General features: G+C 39.6%; 12 protein-coding genes and 3 tRNA genes. 13 read left to right on the forward strand and 2 right to left on the reverse strand.

Going from position 1 to position 18,678, the window contains the following annotated elements; genetic code table 11:
• Positions 1-8: 8 nt before the first annotated feature.
• From N523_RS0101330 to N523_RS0101380, 11 genes are all read left to right on the forward strand, one after another.
• A tRNA-Arg gene (locus N523_RS0101330) sits at positions 9-85 on the forward strand.
• 43 nt (positions 86-128) lie between these two features.
• Positions 129-205, forward strand: a tRNA-Arg gene (locus N523_RS0101335).
• A 58-nt stretch (positions 206-263) separates the two neighbouring features.
• Positions 264-340 (forward strand) — tRNA-Arg (locus N523_RS0101340).
• 636 nt (positions 341-976) lie between these two features.
• Positions 977-3,661, forward strand: coding sequence for a TonB-dependent receptor (locus N523_RS0101345; RefSeq protein ID WP_028835671.1), 2,685 nt, complete (start codon positions 977-979; stop codon positions 3,659-3,661).
• A gap of 73 nt (positions 3,662-3,734) precedes the next feature.
• Positions 3,735-4,511: a family 16 glycosylhydrolase gene (locus N523_RS0101350; protein ID WP_028835672.1), complete on the forward strand. Its 777-nt coding sequence runs from the start codon at positions 3,735-3,737 to the stop codon at positions 4,509-4,511.
• Positions 4,512-4,561: 50 nt separating this feature from the next.
• Positions 4,562-7,090 carry a glycoside hydrolase family 3 protein gene (locus N523_RS0101355; protein WP_028835673.1) on the forward strand — a complete coding sequence of 843 codons (2,529 nt, stop codon included), beginning with the start codon at positions 4,562-4,564 and terminating at the stop codon, positions 7,088-7,090.
• A 133-nt stretch (positions 7,091-7,223) separates the two neighbouring features.
• The gene (locus N523_RS0101360) at positions 7,224-8,207 is read left to right on the forward strand and encodes a sensor histidine kinase (RefSeq protein ID WP_016900527.1); all 984 of its coding nucleotides are present in this window, start codon (positions 7,224-7,226) and stop codon (positions 8,205-8,207) included.
• Complete coding sequence (locus N523_RS0101365) at positions 8,207-9,001, forward strand: LytR/AlgR family response regulator transcription factor (protein WP_016900525.1); 795 nt, start codon at positions 8,207-8,209, stop codon at positions 8,999-9,001. The genes N523_RS0101360 and N523_RS0101365 overlap by 1 nt, the downstream gene beginning before the upstream one ends.
• 728 nt (positions 9,002-9,729) lie before the next feature.
• Entirely contained in the window at positions 9,730-10,902 is a 1,173-nt protein-coding gene (locus N523_RS0101370) for an exo-beta-N-acetylmuramidase NamZ family protein (protein ID WP_028835674.1), read from the forward strand.
• A gap of 30 nt (positions 10,903-10,932) precedes the next feature.
• Entirely contained in the window at positions 10,933-12,573 is a 1,641-nt protein-coding gene (gene pbp4b / locus N523_RS0101375; protein WP_036950852.1) for a penicillin binding protein PBP4B, read from the forward strand.
• Between the two features lie 78 nt (positions 12,574-12,651).
• Positions 12,652-14,028: a Na+/H+ antiporter NhaC family protein gene (locus tag N523_RS0101380; RefSeq protein ID WP_028835676.1), complete on the forward strand. Its 1,377-nt coding sequence runs from the start codon at positions 12,652-12,654 to the stop codon at positions 14,026-14,028.
• A gap of 97 nt (positions 14,029-14,125) precedes the next feature.
• Here N523_RS0101380 and N523_RS0101385 read toward each other — a convergent pair whose 3' ends face one another.
• Positions 14,126-14,863 carry a helix-turn-helix domain-containing protein gene (locus N523_RS0101385; protein ID WP_028835677.1) on the reverse strand — a complete coding sequence of 246 codons (738 nt, stop codon included), beginning with the start codon at positions 14,861-14,863 and terminating at the stop codon, positions 14,126-14,128.
• Positions 14,853-15,302: a carboxymuconolactone decarboxylase family protein gene (locus N523_RS0101390; protein ID WP_028835678.1), complete on the reverse strand. Its 450-nt coding sequence runs from the start codon at positions 15,300-15,302 to the stop codon at positions 14,853-14,855. The genes N523_RS0101385 and N523_RS0101390 overlap by 11 nt, the downstream gene beginning before the upstream one ends.
• Positions 15,303-16,195: 893 nt before the next feature.
• On the opposite strand from N523_RS0101390, the gene N523_RS18835 reads away from it, so the two are divergent.
• Both N523_RS18835 and dgt read left to right on the forward strand, forming a co-directional pair.
• Positions 16,196-17,080, forward strand: coding sequence for a hypothetical protein (locus N523_RS18835; protein WP_051440297.1), 885 nt, complete (start codon positions 16,196-16,198; stop codon positions 17,078-17,080).
• Positions 17,081-17,136: 56 nt separating this feature from the next.
• Positions 17,137-18,636, forward strand: a complete 1,500-nt coding sequence (gene dgt / locus N523_RS0101400; protein WP_036950817.1) for a dGTPase — start codon at positions 17,137-17,139, stop codon at positions 18,634-18,636.
• The last annotated feature ends 42 nt before the right edge of the window (positions 18,637-18,678 follow it).

Below are 18,678 nucleotides of genomic sequence, written 5' to 3' on the forward strand. Positions count from 1 at the left end.
ATGAAAGTGGGCGCATAGCTCAGCTGGATAGAGTACCTGGCTACGAACCAGGCGGTCGGAGGTTCGAATCCTCCTGCGCCCACCACTTTCAACTCTCACTTAGAGTTTAAATAAGTAAATATGAAAGTGGGCGCATAGCTCAGCTGGATAGAGTACCTGGCTACGAACCAGGCGGTCGGAGGTTCGAATCCTCCTGCGCCCACCATACTTTACTCTCTTTTAGAGAACGCTCTGCTTAGAGTTAAAACAAGCAAAATGAAAGTGGGCGCATAGCTCAGCTGGATAGAGTACCTGGCTACGAACCAGGCGGTCGGAGGTTCGAATCCTCCTGCGCCCACCACTTTCATAAATAAGCCGACATTAAGTCGGTTTTTTTATGTCTGAAATTTGAGAAAGCTTTCAGATATCAGTTAAACCTAATGATACATACTGCCAAATCTTCCATTCAGTCACTTCTCTAAAAGCGCAGCGCCTCTTAACCACTTTGTGAATAACGCCCTTAAAAACCTAAATGCACAAAGAGAAATGAAAGAGGAGTAAATGAGAAGTTCAAAATCACCATGAGTATTTAAACGCCTGTAAGCTACGGTCTATAAATAATATCACCACAACGTTTTAATGTAGACGAAGAGCTTGCTTGCTCACGTAGATGTACCGTTTCTTCTAGCTACGAATCAGGCAGTCACAGGTTCACCCTTACAAGAGATATCCTGCGTCTACCGCTTTTATAAATAAGCCGACACTAAGTCGGTTTTTTTTGTGTCTGAAATAGAGTCAAAAGGCTAAACTACGAGGAAAATATTTGAGGTTTATCTGGCTTTAGCTTCAAAAATTAGAAGGTGATTTCGGTTTGTATTATATCTAACTCGTCTTGGCGTATTTGACTAGTAATAAAAATAATCGATATGGATACTATGAGACTGTTAAATAAAAGTAACAAAGTTTAACGTTTACACACACATCCAAAAGGTCAAACATGCACACAATAAATAAAACAGCACTATCAATAGCCGTTGCGTTGGCTTGTTCAATGCCATTGAATGCTCAAGAAGCTTCTACGGATAAAGAGCAAGCGTCAGAAAAAGAAACAGTTTCATTAGAAATCATTTCGGTAACAGCAACTAAGCGCAAAACAAGATTAATGGAAACACCTGTTGCCATTACAGCATTAACTGAAGCTGAGCTGAAAAGAAACGGTGTTAATAGCGTTAAGGATATTGCTAACTTAGTCCCTGGCTTAGATATTTCAACTGCAACAGATCAAGCTGCGCCGGTTATTTCAATGCGAGGTGTACGCTCTACTAATATTACTGAGCTTGGCGATCCGGCTGTGGGTGTTCACCTTGATGGTATTTACTCACCACGTATGCAAGGTGCCCTTGCATTGATGTACGACATAGACAGGGTTGAAGCTCTAAGGGGTCCACAAGGCACCCTATTTGGTCGTAACTCAACGGTGGGTAGTATTAATGTTATTTCAGCAAAACCAGAGTTTACCGGTTTATATGGCAACGTCAGTATTGAAGCGGGAAACTTTAATAGTAAAAATATTGATGCAGTCTTAAATATTCCTATTAATGATGAATTTGCCGTTAGGTTTTCAGGAAAAGGCTTGAAACGGGATTCTTATTTAGAAGGGTATTACGATCCTAACCAATATGACTCAAGACGCTTAAGCGACGATATTCTTAATGCGCCAGTAATCTCTGAAGACTCTTATCAAGGCGTGGGTCAAACAATTACCCAACGAGAAAACTGGTGGATAGATGGCGCTGGCACAGATCCAGAAGCGCAAAAAGTTCGCGCGCTAACACCGGCTGATAAAAGCAATTTTTACAATAATGCTGATGAATATTCATTTAGAATTAGCACCTTGTGGGAGCCTTTGGACGGCAATTTTTCAAACCACACTGTTTTTCAAAAGTATGTAAATGACAGCAATAACAACCTAGATTTAGTTAACTGCGATAAAATTCGTGGCAGAAGTGCTGAACTAGGGGGAGACTGCACTAACTTTTTACCCAGCGATAATACTTATCAGGCGGTTGTAAATGTGCCCGGTAAGCTTAATTTAGATATCACGTACTTAAGAAACACCCTTAATTACAACATAAACGATGAATATTCACTTGTCTGGTTATTGGGCTATGAAGATATGGAACGCTCTTCAGCACAAGATAGTGAAGTAGGTTTAGACCCTTGGGATGGCGCAACTTACTTTTTAGACGGCACTGGCGCAGAGTCTTTTTCAACTGAGCTGCAAATACAATCTGATGAATATGGCGACTTTATCTGGATTGCAGGTATTAATTACTTTCATGAAAGAACAAAAACCTTAGGTTATTACGATAATCCTATGGATGACAAAGCGTTTTGGGATCAACCCGATCGTTCTACCGACGCCCTCGCATTATTTGGTCAAGGTACATACAACTTAACTGAAAAGTTACACCTAACACTTGGCTATCGATTTAGTGATGAAACAAAAGAAGATAAAGGCGGAAAAACCTATCGCTGTTCTAATGCTGATGGCTGCGCCGTAGGTTGGTTAAATAGAACTGATTTAAATAACCTTCCTGTTGACTACTACGAAGATCCTTCTATTTATGCGTCATACTTTGAAAACGACAATAAGGGAAGTTGGAAACACCATGATTTTCGTGTTGGTTTAGATTATGACATTTCACCTGAAACCATGGTTTATACCTATCTTGCCAGTGGCTTTAAAGCCGGTGGTATTGGTGATGTTTACGAAGTGGTAAATGACAGAACCGGTGACGTTACTCGTTTTGAAACCAAGTTCGACCCAGAAGAAGTACTAACATGGGAATTGGGTGCTAAATCGAGCTTTTTTGATAACTCATTAAACCTAAAAGCCGCATTTTTTTACACAGATTACACCGACATGCAATACGCATCAGTGGGCTCTATTGGTAACGTAGAGCGTTTATCTGTGGTAGAAGATGAAGATGGCTCTCCCGTTTTAGACGGTAATGGCGAGCCTGTACTCGATTTTCAAAACAAGCCAGTTATAGCTTACTACACACAAAATGTCCCTGGCTCAACAATAAAAGGGATTGAGCTTGAGTTTGATTGGAAGCCGTATCCAAATGGTCGAATTAGTGGTTACGTAACGTGGACTGATGCAAAAGTTACTGAAGATTGGAATACTAAATGGGATTACGACGCGGAGTATCTGTTTGATATTTCTTATGAAGAATCAAAAGATCCTGAAAATACCCTGTTAGCTACCAATCTTAAGGGGAATAATTTAGCAATGACCCCTGAGTTTACCGCCAATATCAGTTACACACATACACTCAACTTAGGAGAGTATGGTTTTGTTCACGCATGGTTAAATGCCAGTTGGAAAGATGAGTCGTACTCAACGGTATGGAATGTTGATAAACATTTAGATGACATGGATTTTCAAGTGCCAGATGAAGCAACAAAATATATCGATGATAGCCGCGATGCGTTTGCCGTATTTAATGCCTCTATTAAGTATGAGCCGCAAGGACAAAACTGGTTTGCAGAAGTGTTTGTTAATAATGCTTCAGATGAAACTATTCAATACTGGAATAATACTGGTAAGGGGATCCCAAAAGGCAGCTTTGGTATGCCGAGATACTACGGTATGAGAGCGGGTTTTTCATTCTAAATAACCGAGTAAAAGTTACCCTCCTACAGGCTAGAGTACTGTAGGAGGTGCTTGATTAAATAAGGATTTAATAATGAAAACGAAGTTAATTTCAAACTTAGTTGCTGGCCTTATAGTTATTTCACCCGCCACATACGCTAACTATTTTAAAGACGATTTTTCGTGGGGATTTGACACAACTCTTTGGAGTGCACGTAGTGGCGATAATGGCTCACCTTTTGGCTGCGAATTTGTCCCAAGAATGATTAACCCAAGTCAACACGGCATCACCCTTTCTCTGTCACAAGGTGCATGCGCTGAGCTGCAAAGTAATCACTTTTATAGTTTTGGTAAGGTACAAGGCAGTGTTAAGTCGGGCAATATCGCCGGTACCGTGTCTTCTATTTTTACTTATACCTCATGGTGGGATTCGCCAGGACGCGCATGGCAAGAAATAGATATCGAACTATTACCTTCTTTAGGCAATGTTGTTCATACCAATGTGATTTACCAGCCCCAAGGAGGCACGTATCAAAGTTGGGAAAAGGATATCGATTTAAGCCAGTTTGGGCTTGATTACAGAGAAAACTTATTAACCATTGGCTTTGATTGGTCAAGCTCATCAATTCGTTGGTATCTGTACGACTCACAAGGAAACGAGAAAACAATTAGAGTGATGTACAAAGACAATGGGGATGGCGTAATAGCCGATAATGAAATTCCCGGCTATGCATGGCCAATTGATAAAACAAAAATAATGATTAACCAGTGGAATGGTGACAACTCGACTCAAGGGAATTACTTTCCGGGTCAATACTACGACAGCCCTTCATGGGCATATTATGATTTTATTGAATATATTCCACACTAAATTAATCAGTCCGTATTTTATAAAACAGTATTTAATCTCGAAGGTTTTAAATGTCGAAAATAAAACACCCTAAATTATTACTTTGCTTATTGCCTGTTTTTGGCATGTTCAACTGTCAAAATGTATTGAGTGCAGACAATCAGCAAGTTAACTGGCCTTATGTGAATACGCAACTTAAGCGTGATCCAGCCGTTGAAAAACAGATTGATAAACTGCTCGCAACAATGACTTTAGAGCAAAAAGTTGCGCAAATGATCCAGCCAGAAATTGGTTATTTAAGTGTAGAGCAAATGAAAAAGTATGGATTTGGCTCTTATCTAAATGGCGGAAATACTGCCCCTTACGGAAATAAACGAGCGGATCAAGCTACTTGGTTAAAATACGCAGATGAAATGTACCTAGCCTCTATGGATTCGACCATAGATGGTATTGCGATCCCGACGGTATGGGGAACCGATGCCATGCATGGGCATAGTAATGTGTATGGCGCTACGTTATTTCCGCACAATATTGGCTTAGGAGCTGCGCATGATGCTGATTTAATTAAACGCATAGGCCAAGCAACAGCAAAGGAAGTATCTGCTACAGGGATTGAATGGAGTTTTGCGCCTACTGTTGCTGTAGTTAGAGATGATCGCTGGGGCAGAACTTATGAAAGTTACTCAGAAGACCCTGAATTAGTTAGGTTGTATGCAGGTAGTATGGTTACCGGTATTCAAGGTGACATAGGCGCTGACTTTTTAAAAGGCAGTAACCGTATTGCCACCGCTAAGCACTTTGTGGGTGATGGTGGCACTGAGCGAGGCGTTGATCGCGGAAATACGCTTATCGATGAAAAAGGATTAAGAGATATTCACAGCGCAGGTTATTTTTCTGCTATTAATGAAGGCGTGCAATCAGTGATGGCATCCTTTAATAGTTGGAATGGCAAACGTGTACATGGCGATAAGCATTTATTAACGGATGTACTTAAAAACCAACTTGGTTTTGATGGGTTTGTAGTAAGCGACTGGAATGCGCATAAGTTTGTAGAGGGCTGCGATTTAGAGCAATGCGCCCAAGCCATAAACGCAGGTGTTGATGTAATCATGGTGCCAGAGCATTTTGAAGCGTTTTATCATAATACTGTTAAGCAAGTGAAAGAGGGGGTAATAGCCGAATCAAGAATAAACGATGCGGTTAGACGCTTTTTAAGGGCTAAAATCCGCTGGGGGGTGTTTACAAAGGGTAAACCATCAGCACGACCTGAATCACAACACCCGCAGTGGTTAGGCGCTAATGAGCATCGCACTTTGGCAAGAGAAGCGGTTCGCAAGTCACTCGTTCTATTAAAAAACAACGAAAACGTTTTGCCAATTAAAGCGCATAGCCGCATCTTAGTTGCCGGTAAAGGCGCCAATGCAATCAATATGCAAGCAGGTGGCTGGAGCGTTTCTTGGCAGGGCACAGACAATACTAATAGCGACTTTCCAAATGCGACCTCTATTTATGCAGGTTTAAAGTCGCAAGTATTAAAAGCAGGCGGTGAAATAAGCTTAAGTGAGTCTGGTGACTATAAAACCAAGCCAGATGTAGCCATTGTTGTTATTGGTGAAGAACCTTATGCTGAGTGGTTTGGTGATATAGAAATGCTAGAGTTTCAGCATGAAAGCAAACACGCTCTTGCACTGCTGAAAAAACTTAAGGCAGACAATATTCCGGTAGTCACCGTATTTTTAAGTGGTCGCCCGCTTTGGGTCAATAAAGAGCTCAATGCATCAGATGCCTTTGTTGCTGCATGGTTACCAGGCTCTGAGGGTGAGGGAGTTGCAGACGTATTACTAACAGATAAAAACGGTAACAGTCAGTTTGATTTTAGCGGTAAGTTGAGTTTTTCGTGGCCTAAATACGACGACCAATTTAGCCTTAACTTAGGCGATGTAAATTACGACCCGCTCTTTGCCTATGGCTACGGGCTAACTTATCAAGATACAGTAAACATACCTGTTGTGAGTGAAACTACAAGCCCTAAAAAAATCGTTAAAAGCGATGCACACCCATTGTTTGTAAAAAGTTTAGCTAAAAATCTCACTTGGGCGTTAGCTGATATAACAGCAAAGGTTTTAACTAGTGGTTCATCGGCCACCAGTGGCGATAAAAAAAGTTTGTTAATGCAATCGGTTAATTTATCGTATCAAGAGGATGCAAGGCAGTTTAAGTGGCAATCTCAATCCTCAGATGCAACGCTTAGCCTAAGTTACTTAAAACCTACGCTACTCGAACGCAAATTTAAATCAGGTTACCTTGAACTAAAGATGCGATTAGATAAAGCTCCAGAGCAAGGTGCCCAGTTACAAGTAATGTGTAATTTAGATAACTGTTTAAGAAGTATTGATTTTTCATCGTTTGAAAAAACAATGGCAGATAAGCGCTGGCATACTTTATCAATCGCACTCAATTGCGCCGATAGCGAACTGATTGAACAATCTATGTCAGATGTAATTCGTATTTCAGCTCAGCGTTTAAGTTTAGCAGTTGCAGATATCGCGTTGACTGCAAAACCTAATAATGACGCATTATCAATCACGTGCTCAAAATAAATAAGGCAAAGGCAGTTGATAATAAGTAAGCTATTCAACTGCCTTTAAAGTTGGACGTATTAATTTGAATTCCAAAAATCCCAGAAGTCATCTTTTCTGGTTGTTTCAGAGCTGCGGTTGGATTGTGTATGCAATGCTGACCGAGCTAATGATAAAAATACCAAGCGACGAGCCATGGTCGATACATATTCCGCATTTAGTTATTGATGTAGCGTGTGGCTTTTTAATCACCTTGCTTTTAAGAAGGGCTTATAACTGCTCAAATAGGCAAGGGATTAAAGTTAAAATAGCACTGCACCTAGTGCTGCTGTTAACTGCCACATTAATTTGGACACAAATTAAATGGGCGTCTTTGCAGTGGTTATATGGCAATTGGTGGCTTTCAATGACATGGTTTGACTTTGGTACATGGACGTCTGCATCGTTAACTATGCTCTCAACGTGGACTGCTTTTTATTACGGGATCAAAATATATCTCGACAATTTAGAGCAAACTCAAAAAGCCGCAGAAGCGACACATCTAGCTAAAGAGTCGCAGCTTAAAATGCTTCGATATCAGCTTAATCCGCACTTTATGTTTAACAGCATTAATGCTATTTGCACCTTAATCTTAAAAAAAGAAAGTGTGCAGGCAGTGAATATGCTCGAAAAGCTTTGTGATCTTCTGCGCCATAGTTTGTATACCGATCCGCTTGAAAAAGTAGCGATTAAAGAAGAAATTGCCATTTTAAAAACCTACTTAGATATAGAGCAATGTCGATTTACTGACCGGTTAGAGGTTAATATTAACGTTGATGAACCATGCAACGATTTATTAATACCTTCTTTATTAATTCAACCATTGGTAGAAAACGCGTTAAAACATGGTATGCGAGCAGATCAAAAAATGGTGATCACAATTAAAGTTGAAAAAACAAAAACCGCATTGCTCATTAAAGTTGCAGATACTGGTAAAGGGTTTGACGATAATAAAAAATCGAAAAGGGGCATTGGCTTGGCTAATTGCGAGCAACGCTTAAAATTAATGTATGGAAATAGCCATCGCATTGAGAAAGGCAATGGCAAATCAGGCGGCGCATGGCTTTGTATTTCTCTTCCTATTAATGGTTTGCAATAATGATTCAATTAAAAACATTACTTGTTGACGATGAATACAGCGCTATTGAAGGGTTGCGTATTCGTTTAGAGGCCTTTGCTGAAATTGAAGTGATTGGCAGTGCACAAAGTGTTGATGAAGCTATTAACGTACTTAACAAACATGACGTTGATTTAGTGTTTCTAGATATAGAAATGCCAACAAAATCAGGCTTTGAACTAATTAAATATTTTCAACCAGAAAGCTGTCCAGCGGTTATTTTTGTTACTGCGTTTCACCAGCATGCCGTTAAAGCATTTGAGGTAAGAGCCCTTGACTACTTACTCAAGCCCGTTAAGTTAGCTCGCCTTGCAGAAGCCATAGAAAGAGTAGTAAAAACAGAGCAACTCCACAGAAAAAATACATTGATTGAAGTACACCAATCGCTGATAGAAAATGAACATCAAGAATTAGAAAGCTCAAAAAACTCAGAATATAAATTTGAAGCCGAAAACTTAGTCATCCAAGATGCTAAAAACCCAATTCAAATAATTCCGTTTAAAGATATTTTATGGATTGATGCCGCAGGCGATTATATGTGTGTTCATACACTGGCTGAAACCCATGTAATGCGTGCGCGTTTAAAAGATCTTGAAAAAAATACCTTACCAGAAGACTTCTTACGCATACATAAATCAACCATTGTTAATTTAAGCCATATCAAACAGCTCAACCCATTACGTAATTCTGAATATATGGCGGTGTTAGATAACGAAAAAACACTCAAGGTAAGTAGAACATATAGTAAAAACTTAAAGAGCTTAATAAAACAATAACGGTGGTTTTTTAGTCACATCATCGTCAACATTATCAATGTGGACGGAGAGCTTGCTTACGTTAGAAGCGCAGCTTCTGATTTATAATGTTTTAATCACTTCTCTAAAAGCGCAGCGCCTCTTAATCTCTTTGTGAATAACGCCCTTACAAACTTAAATGCACAAAAAGAAATGAATGAGGGGTAAATGAGACGTTCAAATCACCATGAGCATTTAAACGCCAGCAAGCTACATTCTACAAATAATATCATCGTCTATTTTCAATGTGGACGTAGAGCTTACTTACGTTAGAAACACAGCTTCTGATTTATAAAGTTTTAATCACTTCTCTAAAAGCGCAGCGCCTCTTAATCTCTTTGTGAATAACGCCCTTAAAAACTTAAATGCACAAAGAGAAGTGAATGAGGAGTAAATGAGACGTTCAAAATCACCATGAGCATTTAAACACCAGCAAGCTACATTCTACAAATAATATCACCGCAATTTTTCAATGTGGACGTAGAGCTTACTCACGTTAGAAACACAGTTTCTCATTGCTAAAACCTAAAACCTGCGCGAGGTAAACTCCCGCCTACAATATAAAAATTGCGCTTGCAAAAGGCTCGGTGTTTTATTTTTATTACCTGACCGCTGACCGCTGACCGCTGACCGCTAATTCTTAAAACCTAAGCTGCTCTTTAAACTTAGCTGTGTTATTTTAAATGCCTTGTTTAAAAGGATCTTGCTGTATGTTTAAAACCGTGTTTTTTACCTTCTTTTTTATACTAAGTGCACTTTTTACCGTTGCTACACATGCAAATGAGACTAAACATGCAATCGCCGTAGGTGCAGAGCGATTTGCTTTGTATGCACCCCAATTAAAAAACAAACGTGTAGGGCTGGTGGTTAACCAAACCTCTCTTGTGGGGCAAACGCATTTAGTTGATAGCTTGCTGGCTAAAAACATCAACATCACTAAAATTTTTGCACCTGAGCATGGCTTTCGAGGCGATCACGATGCCGGTGCTCATGTACGAAACGCCGTTGATAGCAAAACCGGTATTGCGCTTATTTCTATTTACGGTAAAAACAAAAAGCCAACCCCCGAGTCATTGCAAAATGTAGATGTAATTATTTTTGATATTCAAGACGTGGGCGTACGTTTTTATACCTACATAAGCTCTATGCATTACATGATGGAAGCCGCGGCCGAGCAGGGTGTTGAATTTATAGTACTCGATAGGCCAAACCCAAATATTGCTTATGTTGACGGCCCATTATTAGAACCAGAATTTAAATCGTTTGTGGGTATGCACCCAATCCCTGTACTGCATGGTATGACGGTAGGCGAGCTTGCTAACATGATCAAAGGTGAGGGGTGGATCAATCAGGCTCGTGATCTAAAGCTAAACGTGATCCCTGTTGCAGACTACACCCGCACAACGCCATACAGTTTGCCGGTAAAGCCAAGCCCTAATTTACCCAACGATCAATCAATTGCGCTTTATCCATCACTTTGCTTTTTTGAAGCCACTCCTATTAGTATAGGTAGGGGAACTGACTTTGCATTTCAGGTTATTGGTTATTCACCAGTATCACTTGGGGACTTTAGCTTTACCCCTCGTTCAATAAAAGGCGCAGCGCTTAATCCAAAGTTTAAAAACCAAATGGTGAAAGGGATTGATTTACGCCATAGTGATACCACAGGCTTAAACTTAAATTATTTAATTAATGCTTACCAGCAGCTTACACAGGCTAAACAGCTGTTTTTTGAACGTGCCGATTTTATGGATAAGCTCGCAGGTACCGATAAATTAAGGCTCGCCATAGAAGCAGGGCACTCAGTTGAGGAAATTAAACAAAGTTGGCAAGCCGGGCTTAAACAGTTTAAACAGCAAAGAGCGCCTTATTTGCTGTATTAATAAAAGGGATGCGTGCATTGGGCTTTAAAAATGATAAACAATAAAACGTACTATAAAGTAGTTATATTGCTGCTGAGCATTATTATTGCGGGCTGTAGTCGCTCTACAGCAATTAAATCAGAGCGCCCTTTAACGGTTAATCATATCAACGCGTTAGCTAATGTGCAGGTGATTGCTACCTTTCCTGAGCCAAATCCCAGCAGCAGAGAATATGTAAATAACCGCGGCACTTTTAAAGCCTACCGGGGCCGAGGACAACTATTGCTACAAAATGTCAGTGCGGTTAGCGCCGATATATACATCAATAATAAAAAGCTCTCACTTAATGAGCCTTTACGCGCTAACACCGAGTACGACTTTAATTTAGGGCACTATACGCATAACGGCGTGAACACCTTTAAGGTAGAGAATATTCAACCTGCTGGCGGCAGTTTAACCCTGCGCTTTGCATTTGCTACCTTAGAAAATAGCGCCACAAAAGAAATCGACTTTAGCCAAGTTGATACCTTAATTGAAAACGATATAAAAGCAGGCTTTCCAGGAGCGGTATTAGCGGTTGTTAAAGCGGGTAAGGTATTAAAATTAACTGCGTATGGCGATGCAAAACAATATCAGCAAAGTGATTTAATGCTTCTGCGCCCAGAGCCTATGCAAACCAATACCTTATTTGACTTAGCCTCAAATACTAAAATATTTGCTACTAACTTTGCATTAATGAAGTTGGTCAGCGAGGGGCAGTTAAACATAAATCATACGGTGCATTCATACCTAAAAGAGTATCAGGGTAATGGCCGAGAGCACCGCCAAGTAAAAGACTTACTAACTCATAGTGCCGGTTATCCGCCAGTGTTTGATTTTCATCGAAAAGACACCGCTTACGGCGATGCGTTTTTCTCACAAACAAGCGAAACCACGAAACAGCTATTATTAACAAGTGTGCCATTAACCGCTGAACCTACAGCGCCGCATGTTTACTCTGATATTGATTACATGATTTTAGGTGTTTTAATTGAGCGAATTAGCGGCCAACCACTCGATGAATACCTAGAGCAGCATATTTACGCGCCTTTAAAACTCAATAACACCTTATTTAACCCGCTTAAAAAAGGCTTTAATCGTCAGCAGTTTGCTGCCACGGAGCTTAGCGGTAATACTCGAGATGGGCGTATTCATTTTGATAATATTCGCACCAATGTACTGCAAGGGCAGGTGCATGACGAACGTGCTTATTATTCGCTTGATGGTGTTGCAGGCCATGCGGGGTTATTTAGTAACGCCCCCGATTTAGCTGTGCTGTGCCAAGTGCTGCTTAACAAAGGCGGATATGGCGATACGCAAATTTTTAACGCTAGTAGCTTAGCGCAATTTTTAACGCCACAAAGCAGTGATGAAACCTACGGGTTAGGCTTTCGTTTAGCGGGTAATAACCAAGCAAGGCGCTGGCACTTTGGCCCTTATGCCAGCGCTCAGGCCTATGGCCACACAGGGTGGACAGGCACAGTCACCGTTATTGATCCGGCTTACGATTTGGCCATTATTTTACTCACTAATGCGCGGCATACTCCTATTAAAGGCACTGAAAAGCGCTATCAATTTGTAGGGAAAAATTTTGAAACAGCGCAATACGGCTCTATTGTGTCGCTTGTTTATGAGGCATTGTTAAATCAATAAGCGTTAGTAAGTGACTTAAGTGCTTATATCTATTAAGTTAAGTAAAGCGTCGTCATTATAAAAAAATAAGGTTTGTTTATGCATTGGTATTCTATTTTACCGCCACTGATTGCCATTGCTATCGTGTTTTGGCGTAAAGAAGTGATTATGGCACTTTTGGTGGCAGTGGCTTCATCAGAGTTTTTACTGGCCATTCAGGGCGAAGGAAATAGCGTATTTAATACATTTTTAAATACCATAGAGCGCATTATTTCGGTAGCAAGCTCGCCAGGTAATACCCGTATACTCATATTTAGTATTTTAATAGGCGCATTACTGGCCTATATTCGCGAGTCTGGCGGTGTTGCTGCTACCGTTAATTTGCTGATGAACAAAGGCGTTGCTAAAAGTAAGCGCCAAGTGGGATTTTTAACTATGTTTACCGGCGTAGCGGTATTTATAGAGTCAAACTTAAGTGTGCTTACCTCGGGTATTTTATCTCGCGGCCTGTTCGACAAATTTAAAATGAGCCGCGCGCGGTTAGCCTACATAATCGATAGCACCAGCGCCCCTGTGTGTATTTTAATATTACTAAACGGCTGGGGTGCATTTGTACTGGGCTTGTTAGGTAATTATGAATTAGGTGAGTCGGCCGTATCGGTGCTGTGGGGCAGTGTAGGCTATAACTTTTACGCCATAATCACCTTGGTTATTGTTTTTTACACTATTGCCTTTGATAAAGTTCATGGCCCAATGAAAGTGGCTGAACAAAAACTAGAGCTACAAACAACCGAGCTAAAAGAAGAAGTAAAAGGCTCTAAAGCACGCTTTATGCTAGTGCCACTGTTAACGCTAATTGTTAGTATGGTTGGCTTTATGTTTTATACCGGTAACGGCGTACTTGCCGAGGGCAGCGGTTCAAAATCAGTATTGTACGCCACGGTACTGGCTATTGTTGTGGCCTATTGCTTAATGATTAGCTCACGCCAATTTACCCATCACCAACTTGTTGATACCGGCTTTAAAGGCATGGGCGAATTACTCCCACTGGTAAGTATTGTATTGCTCTCGCTGACCTTGGGCGCAAGCTTAAAAGAGCTAGGTACAGGCGTGTTTGTCGCATCTTTGGTTGGCGATTACTTACCAATATATTTAATAGTGCCAGTGCTATTTTTAACCGGTGCGGTTATGTCGTTTACTACGGGTACATCGTGGGGCACGTTTGCCATCCTCATCCCTATTGGCGTACCGCTTATTCAAGCGCTTGGTTTACCGCCATCGCTGGTGGTAGGCGCTATTTTAGGTGGCGGGATATTTGGCGATCATTGTTCCCCTATATCCGACACCAGCGCCGTATCGGCCATTGCATCAGGTTGTGATTTACTCACCCACGTTAAAACTCAATTACCCTATGCATTAGTAGGCGGTGGCCTAACGTTTGTAGCTTACTTAGTAACGAGCTTAATTGTGTTGTAGGTTGGGTAGAGCGTAGCGAAACCCAAAAAAGTGAGTGAATTAAAAGCCTGTAAATCTGCAGGCTTTTTTGTTTGTCATAGCAGCAATAACACTGCACTCACTGATGAATTAACTTTTTATATTTGGCGGGAGTTATTTGCAAAATTGCATTGAACTCATTATTTAGATGAGATTGATCAGCAAAACCGCATTCAAGAGCGAGTTGTGCCAAACTTAGCTGTGGGCTTTCTTTTATCAATTTTTTGGCCTGCCTGACTCTGTAAATACGTGCTAAGTGTTTGGCGGTAATACCGCAGGTATTTTTTACGTAACGCTCTAATTGCCGTTTGCCTTTTGGGCTATCATCGTAAGCAGTAGTAAGTGGGGTAAGATTGATTATTTTATGGATCAGTGTTTGTGTATGCTCAATAGTGTGATGATGTACTTCTGGTGCATTGAAGTGTGCTGATAATAAATCAATAAATGAATCTAAACTCGTATGTTGATTAAGTGCTTGTGCAATACCTGTTAAAGTGGTTGAGGCAACAAGGGAATGATTAACCTTTTTTAGGTGAGCAAGCCCTGCAGGCTTAAATCTAATCCCACAAAAAATGGAGCCTGCAGTAAATGTCACTTTTTCTGATTGAGTTGATATGGTTTGCATGGAATAGGGGAGGCTTAATGGTTTGCCAGCTAAGTTAAGCTGCCCAGAAATTAAAAATATCACCCCTTGGGCACCATCGCAGGGTAGCCAGCTCTCACCTGAAAATTGGGCGCGAGCAAACCAAAGTGCTTGTACATAATTTGCGATATTGCCCGTTGGACTATAAAGCTCAAGTAATAGTTTATCGTTCATTAAACTCAACAGTCGGTTTAAACATTTTCACCATGCGATTCCAGCTATTTATAGCATTGATTGCCACTGTGAGGGTAACTAAATTTGGTTGATCAAATAACTCGGCAAGAACAAGATAAAAGTCATCATCAATGTTCTGTGACAAGGTTAACTTTTCGCAAAACGCTAATGCAGCACGCTCTTTCTCGTTATAAAGAGGCGTGTCTTGCCACGCATTGAGGGCAATAATACGGTTAATACTTTCGCCATACTCCAGCGCTTGTTTGCTATGCATTGCCAAGCAATACGCACATTGGTTTAACTGTGATGTTCTTAGTTTTAGCAGCTCCCAAATTGTTAATCCAAAGCTCGCTTCGACTTTCCGTTTGATCAGTGCTTCTTGATTAATCAAGTAGGTCATTAACTCGGGTTCAACTGTATAGTAATTAGCTCTTTGCATAATCGTTCCTAATAGGTAAATAACAGCTATCTAGTTTAGTGACGAGTAAATAAAAATAATTGCAAAAAAGCGACTTTCGCTAATAAGTTAATGGTAAAAAAGCTCTGGTAATAGCAAGGATCAGTGTATTAGGTTTTAAAGCTTACCCTTTGGCTCTATACGGTAAATACCTATGGCGTCGATCCCAAGATACAAATCACCATTTGGGTGGCTAGAGTACAACGATAAAATCACTAGGGGATTGTTTAAATTGTAGAAGGAGTAAAAGCGAATTTCACCACTCAGGGCACAGAAGCGCTTCGCTGCACAGAGGTTAAATATTGGTAGTAGGAGATGGCTTTAGCCACTAAGGATTTATCACCTGTGATAGGTTAACCATCATAGGTACTGAGCTTTCTGGCACGTGTTACAAACTGTGTAAAAAACCTTATTCAAGGTTTTGTCGCGCTGGCGACCACAGCCAAAGAGGGGCTGCCGCTTGCCCCTCTCTGGACTCTCCCAGCGCCACCCGAGCATCACGCTTAATCCTTCAAAACATAATTGATGTGAACGTAAACGGCGAAGATAGGCCATCCATGGCCTAGTTTCGCCTTAACGCGCATCCATGCGCGATATTACTCATCAATTACTTATTTTCAGGGCGTGATGACGGGGGAAGGGTGTAAAGTGTGAGGCTAGTGTATTCGTTTGGTAAGAAACAAACTTTAGTCTATGTATTTTTACCAATAGGGTTAATATAGTGTAAAGAAAAAAGTTTTCAAAATGTAGAGGTAAACAAGTTAATTATAAAAAATTTACTCTTGAGTTTATTTATAATCATAAATTTTATGGTAGATTGGTTTTTAAACAAATACATAGAACTTTTTAATAAAGCACTGAAAAAAGGAATTTAAATGCCAAATAATCCTGGTAATAAGTCAACATCATTAATTTCGTATACAGGCAAAGACGGCGTAGATATGGGAGTGCTTAGTGATGGAACTCCATACTTAGGAACTCGTGGTTTAGCACTCTTATGTGGTACTACAGAAGCAGATATAACTAATTTGATTAAAAACTGGGATGAACAAAAACATACAACGAAAGGAAAAGTTATTAGGGAGTTAATTGAGTCCCAAGGTCAAAGTTCGGTAGGGTTATATATACCCACTCCAATAAATGGAGATATGTACGATGTCATAAATGATATTAATTGTATGGCTATACTTGAATATTACGCGTTTGAGGCTCCTTCGCCATTAGAACAAGCTAAAGCTAATTATAGAAATTTAGCAAGGTTAAGTCTTCGCACTTATATTTATCAACGTACGGGTTACTCACAAAATGATGGTGTGCCTGATTACTGGCAAACATTTCACGAGCGTATAACTCTGAACGAATTACCTTCCGGTTATTTTAGTGTCTTTTCCGAGATCGCGAATATTCTAATAACAAGCATTAGGAAGGGTATGCCATTGGATTCCCAAACGATGCCTGATATTAGTGTTGGACAAGCTTGGAGTAAAGAATGGATTGCCCAAGGTTATGATGAAAAGTTTGGTATAAGGATTAAATTTCAGCATAAGTTTCCCGACGATTTCCCTCAAAAAAATCCAGATGCTTGGATATACCCTATTGATTCTTTAGGAGAGTTTAGAAGGTGGTTGGATGATACCTATTTACGAACTAAATTCCCTAAATATCTCGCGGGAAAAATCAAGAGAGGGCAACTTCCAAATTTAGACCTCAAAAGTTTAATTGAAGAAATTCAACCTATAAGAATAGAAAGTAAAAAATAAAATCTTATTTATATTAAATTGATTAACTAAATCATCATTATTTTAATGGAATAAATATGAAGCTAATAAATAAAATTAATAAATTGAGGCCTAAAAGTGAACAGTCTTCATTAGCTAGCAGTCTTGAGAGTGATCGTGGTCGAATTATTAATAGCGCTGCATTAAGAAGGTTACAACAGAAGACTCAGGTTTTTCCACTTGAGCGTAATGCCGCAGTTCGCTCTCGTTTGACTCATTCACTCGAAGTGCAGCAAAATGGGCGCTTTATTTCTAAAACTATCATCAAACTACTTAAAGAAAATAGTTTAGGCGACATATTAAATTACGAAGAAAATGGAATTATTGAATCTTTAGCTGAGCCGCTTGTCACGTTAGTTGAAATGGCTTGTTTGATGCATGATATTGGTAACCCAGCGTTTGGCCACTTTGGTGAAGCTGCTATAAATGACTGGTTTACAAAATATTTACTAAACCATAAGGACTACGGGCATTTAGCGAAAACCTTTTGTGAAAATGAACAATTTACTTTAATTAAATTAGAAGAAAAATTACTATTTGATTTATGTAACTTTGAAGGGAATGCACAAGCAATTCGGATAATACATAATCTTTCAGCTTTAAATTTAACTTACAGTCAAACCGCCAGTATTTTAAAATATACTCGCTGTGCTACAGAAGTTAGACCCGAAAGCACAGATTCAAGAAGTTATCTAAAAAAGAAAGTTGGTTATTATTACAGTGAACAAGATTTTGTCATGGAGTTATATGGTAAGTTACAGATTAAAGTTGGAAACAGGCATATAGCTTCTTATATTATGGAGGCTGCTGATGATATTGCTTATTGTTTAGCTGACATGGAAGATGCTGTTGAGAAAGGTTTTATCAAAGTTGAAGTACTTAAAGATCTATTGATTAAAGAATACTCGAGCATTATTGATGGGTATAAGTTAACTAGTCAACAAGATGAAACTTTTATGGAAAAAAAGTGCGAATATGCGTACAAAAAGGCCATAGAGAACCCAACTAATCTTGAAAATGAATTTTTTATATGGCTTCGAGTTGGTTTAATACATCCTCTAGTTAATCACGCATCAACACGCTTTGTTGACAATCTCAATGAAATCTATAATGGTAGTTTTAATCAATCTCTTCTTGAAGATGGTGGATATCAACATGCTATTACGAAGTCACTGAAAAATGTTGCCTTTAAACATGTTTTTTGCCACCCTGAAGTGGAAAAGCTTGAGCTCCAAGGATATAAAATTACATCAGGAATCTTAAACGAGTATCAAAGATTACTAGATTTAAAAGCGGAAAGCTTTAGAAAGATTATAAATAAAGAAAAGATCTTACCTGTAGAAACTCGGTTGTTAAATAGGATATCAGATAAGTTCATAGAGGTTTATAAGCATACTGTCGATAATCTGAATAATGAAGAAAAGGCGCAACCAATATACGAGTTTTATTTCAGATGTCGTTTACTGCAAGACTTTGTTAGTGGTATGACAGATCAATTTGCTTATGACACATATAAAATACTCACGGTCTCTGAATAATAATTGAACAGGCTATCTAAAATCTCACAAATTCAAAGATAG

Source organism: Pseudoalteromonas sp. 23_GOM-1509m, from assembly GCF_000518425.1.
In the GTDB taxonomy this organism is placed as follows: Bacteria; Pseudomonadota; Gammaproteobacteria; order Enterobacterales; family Alteromonadaceae; genus Pseudoalteromonas; species Pseudoalteromonas tetraodonis.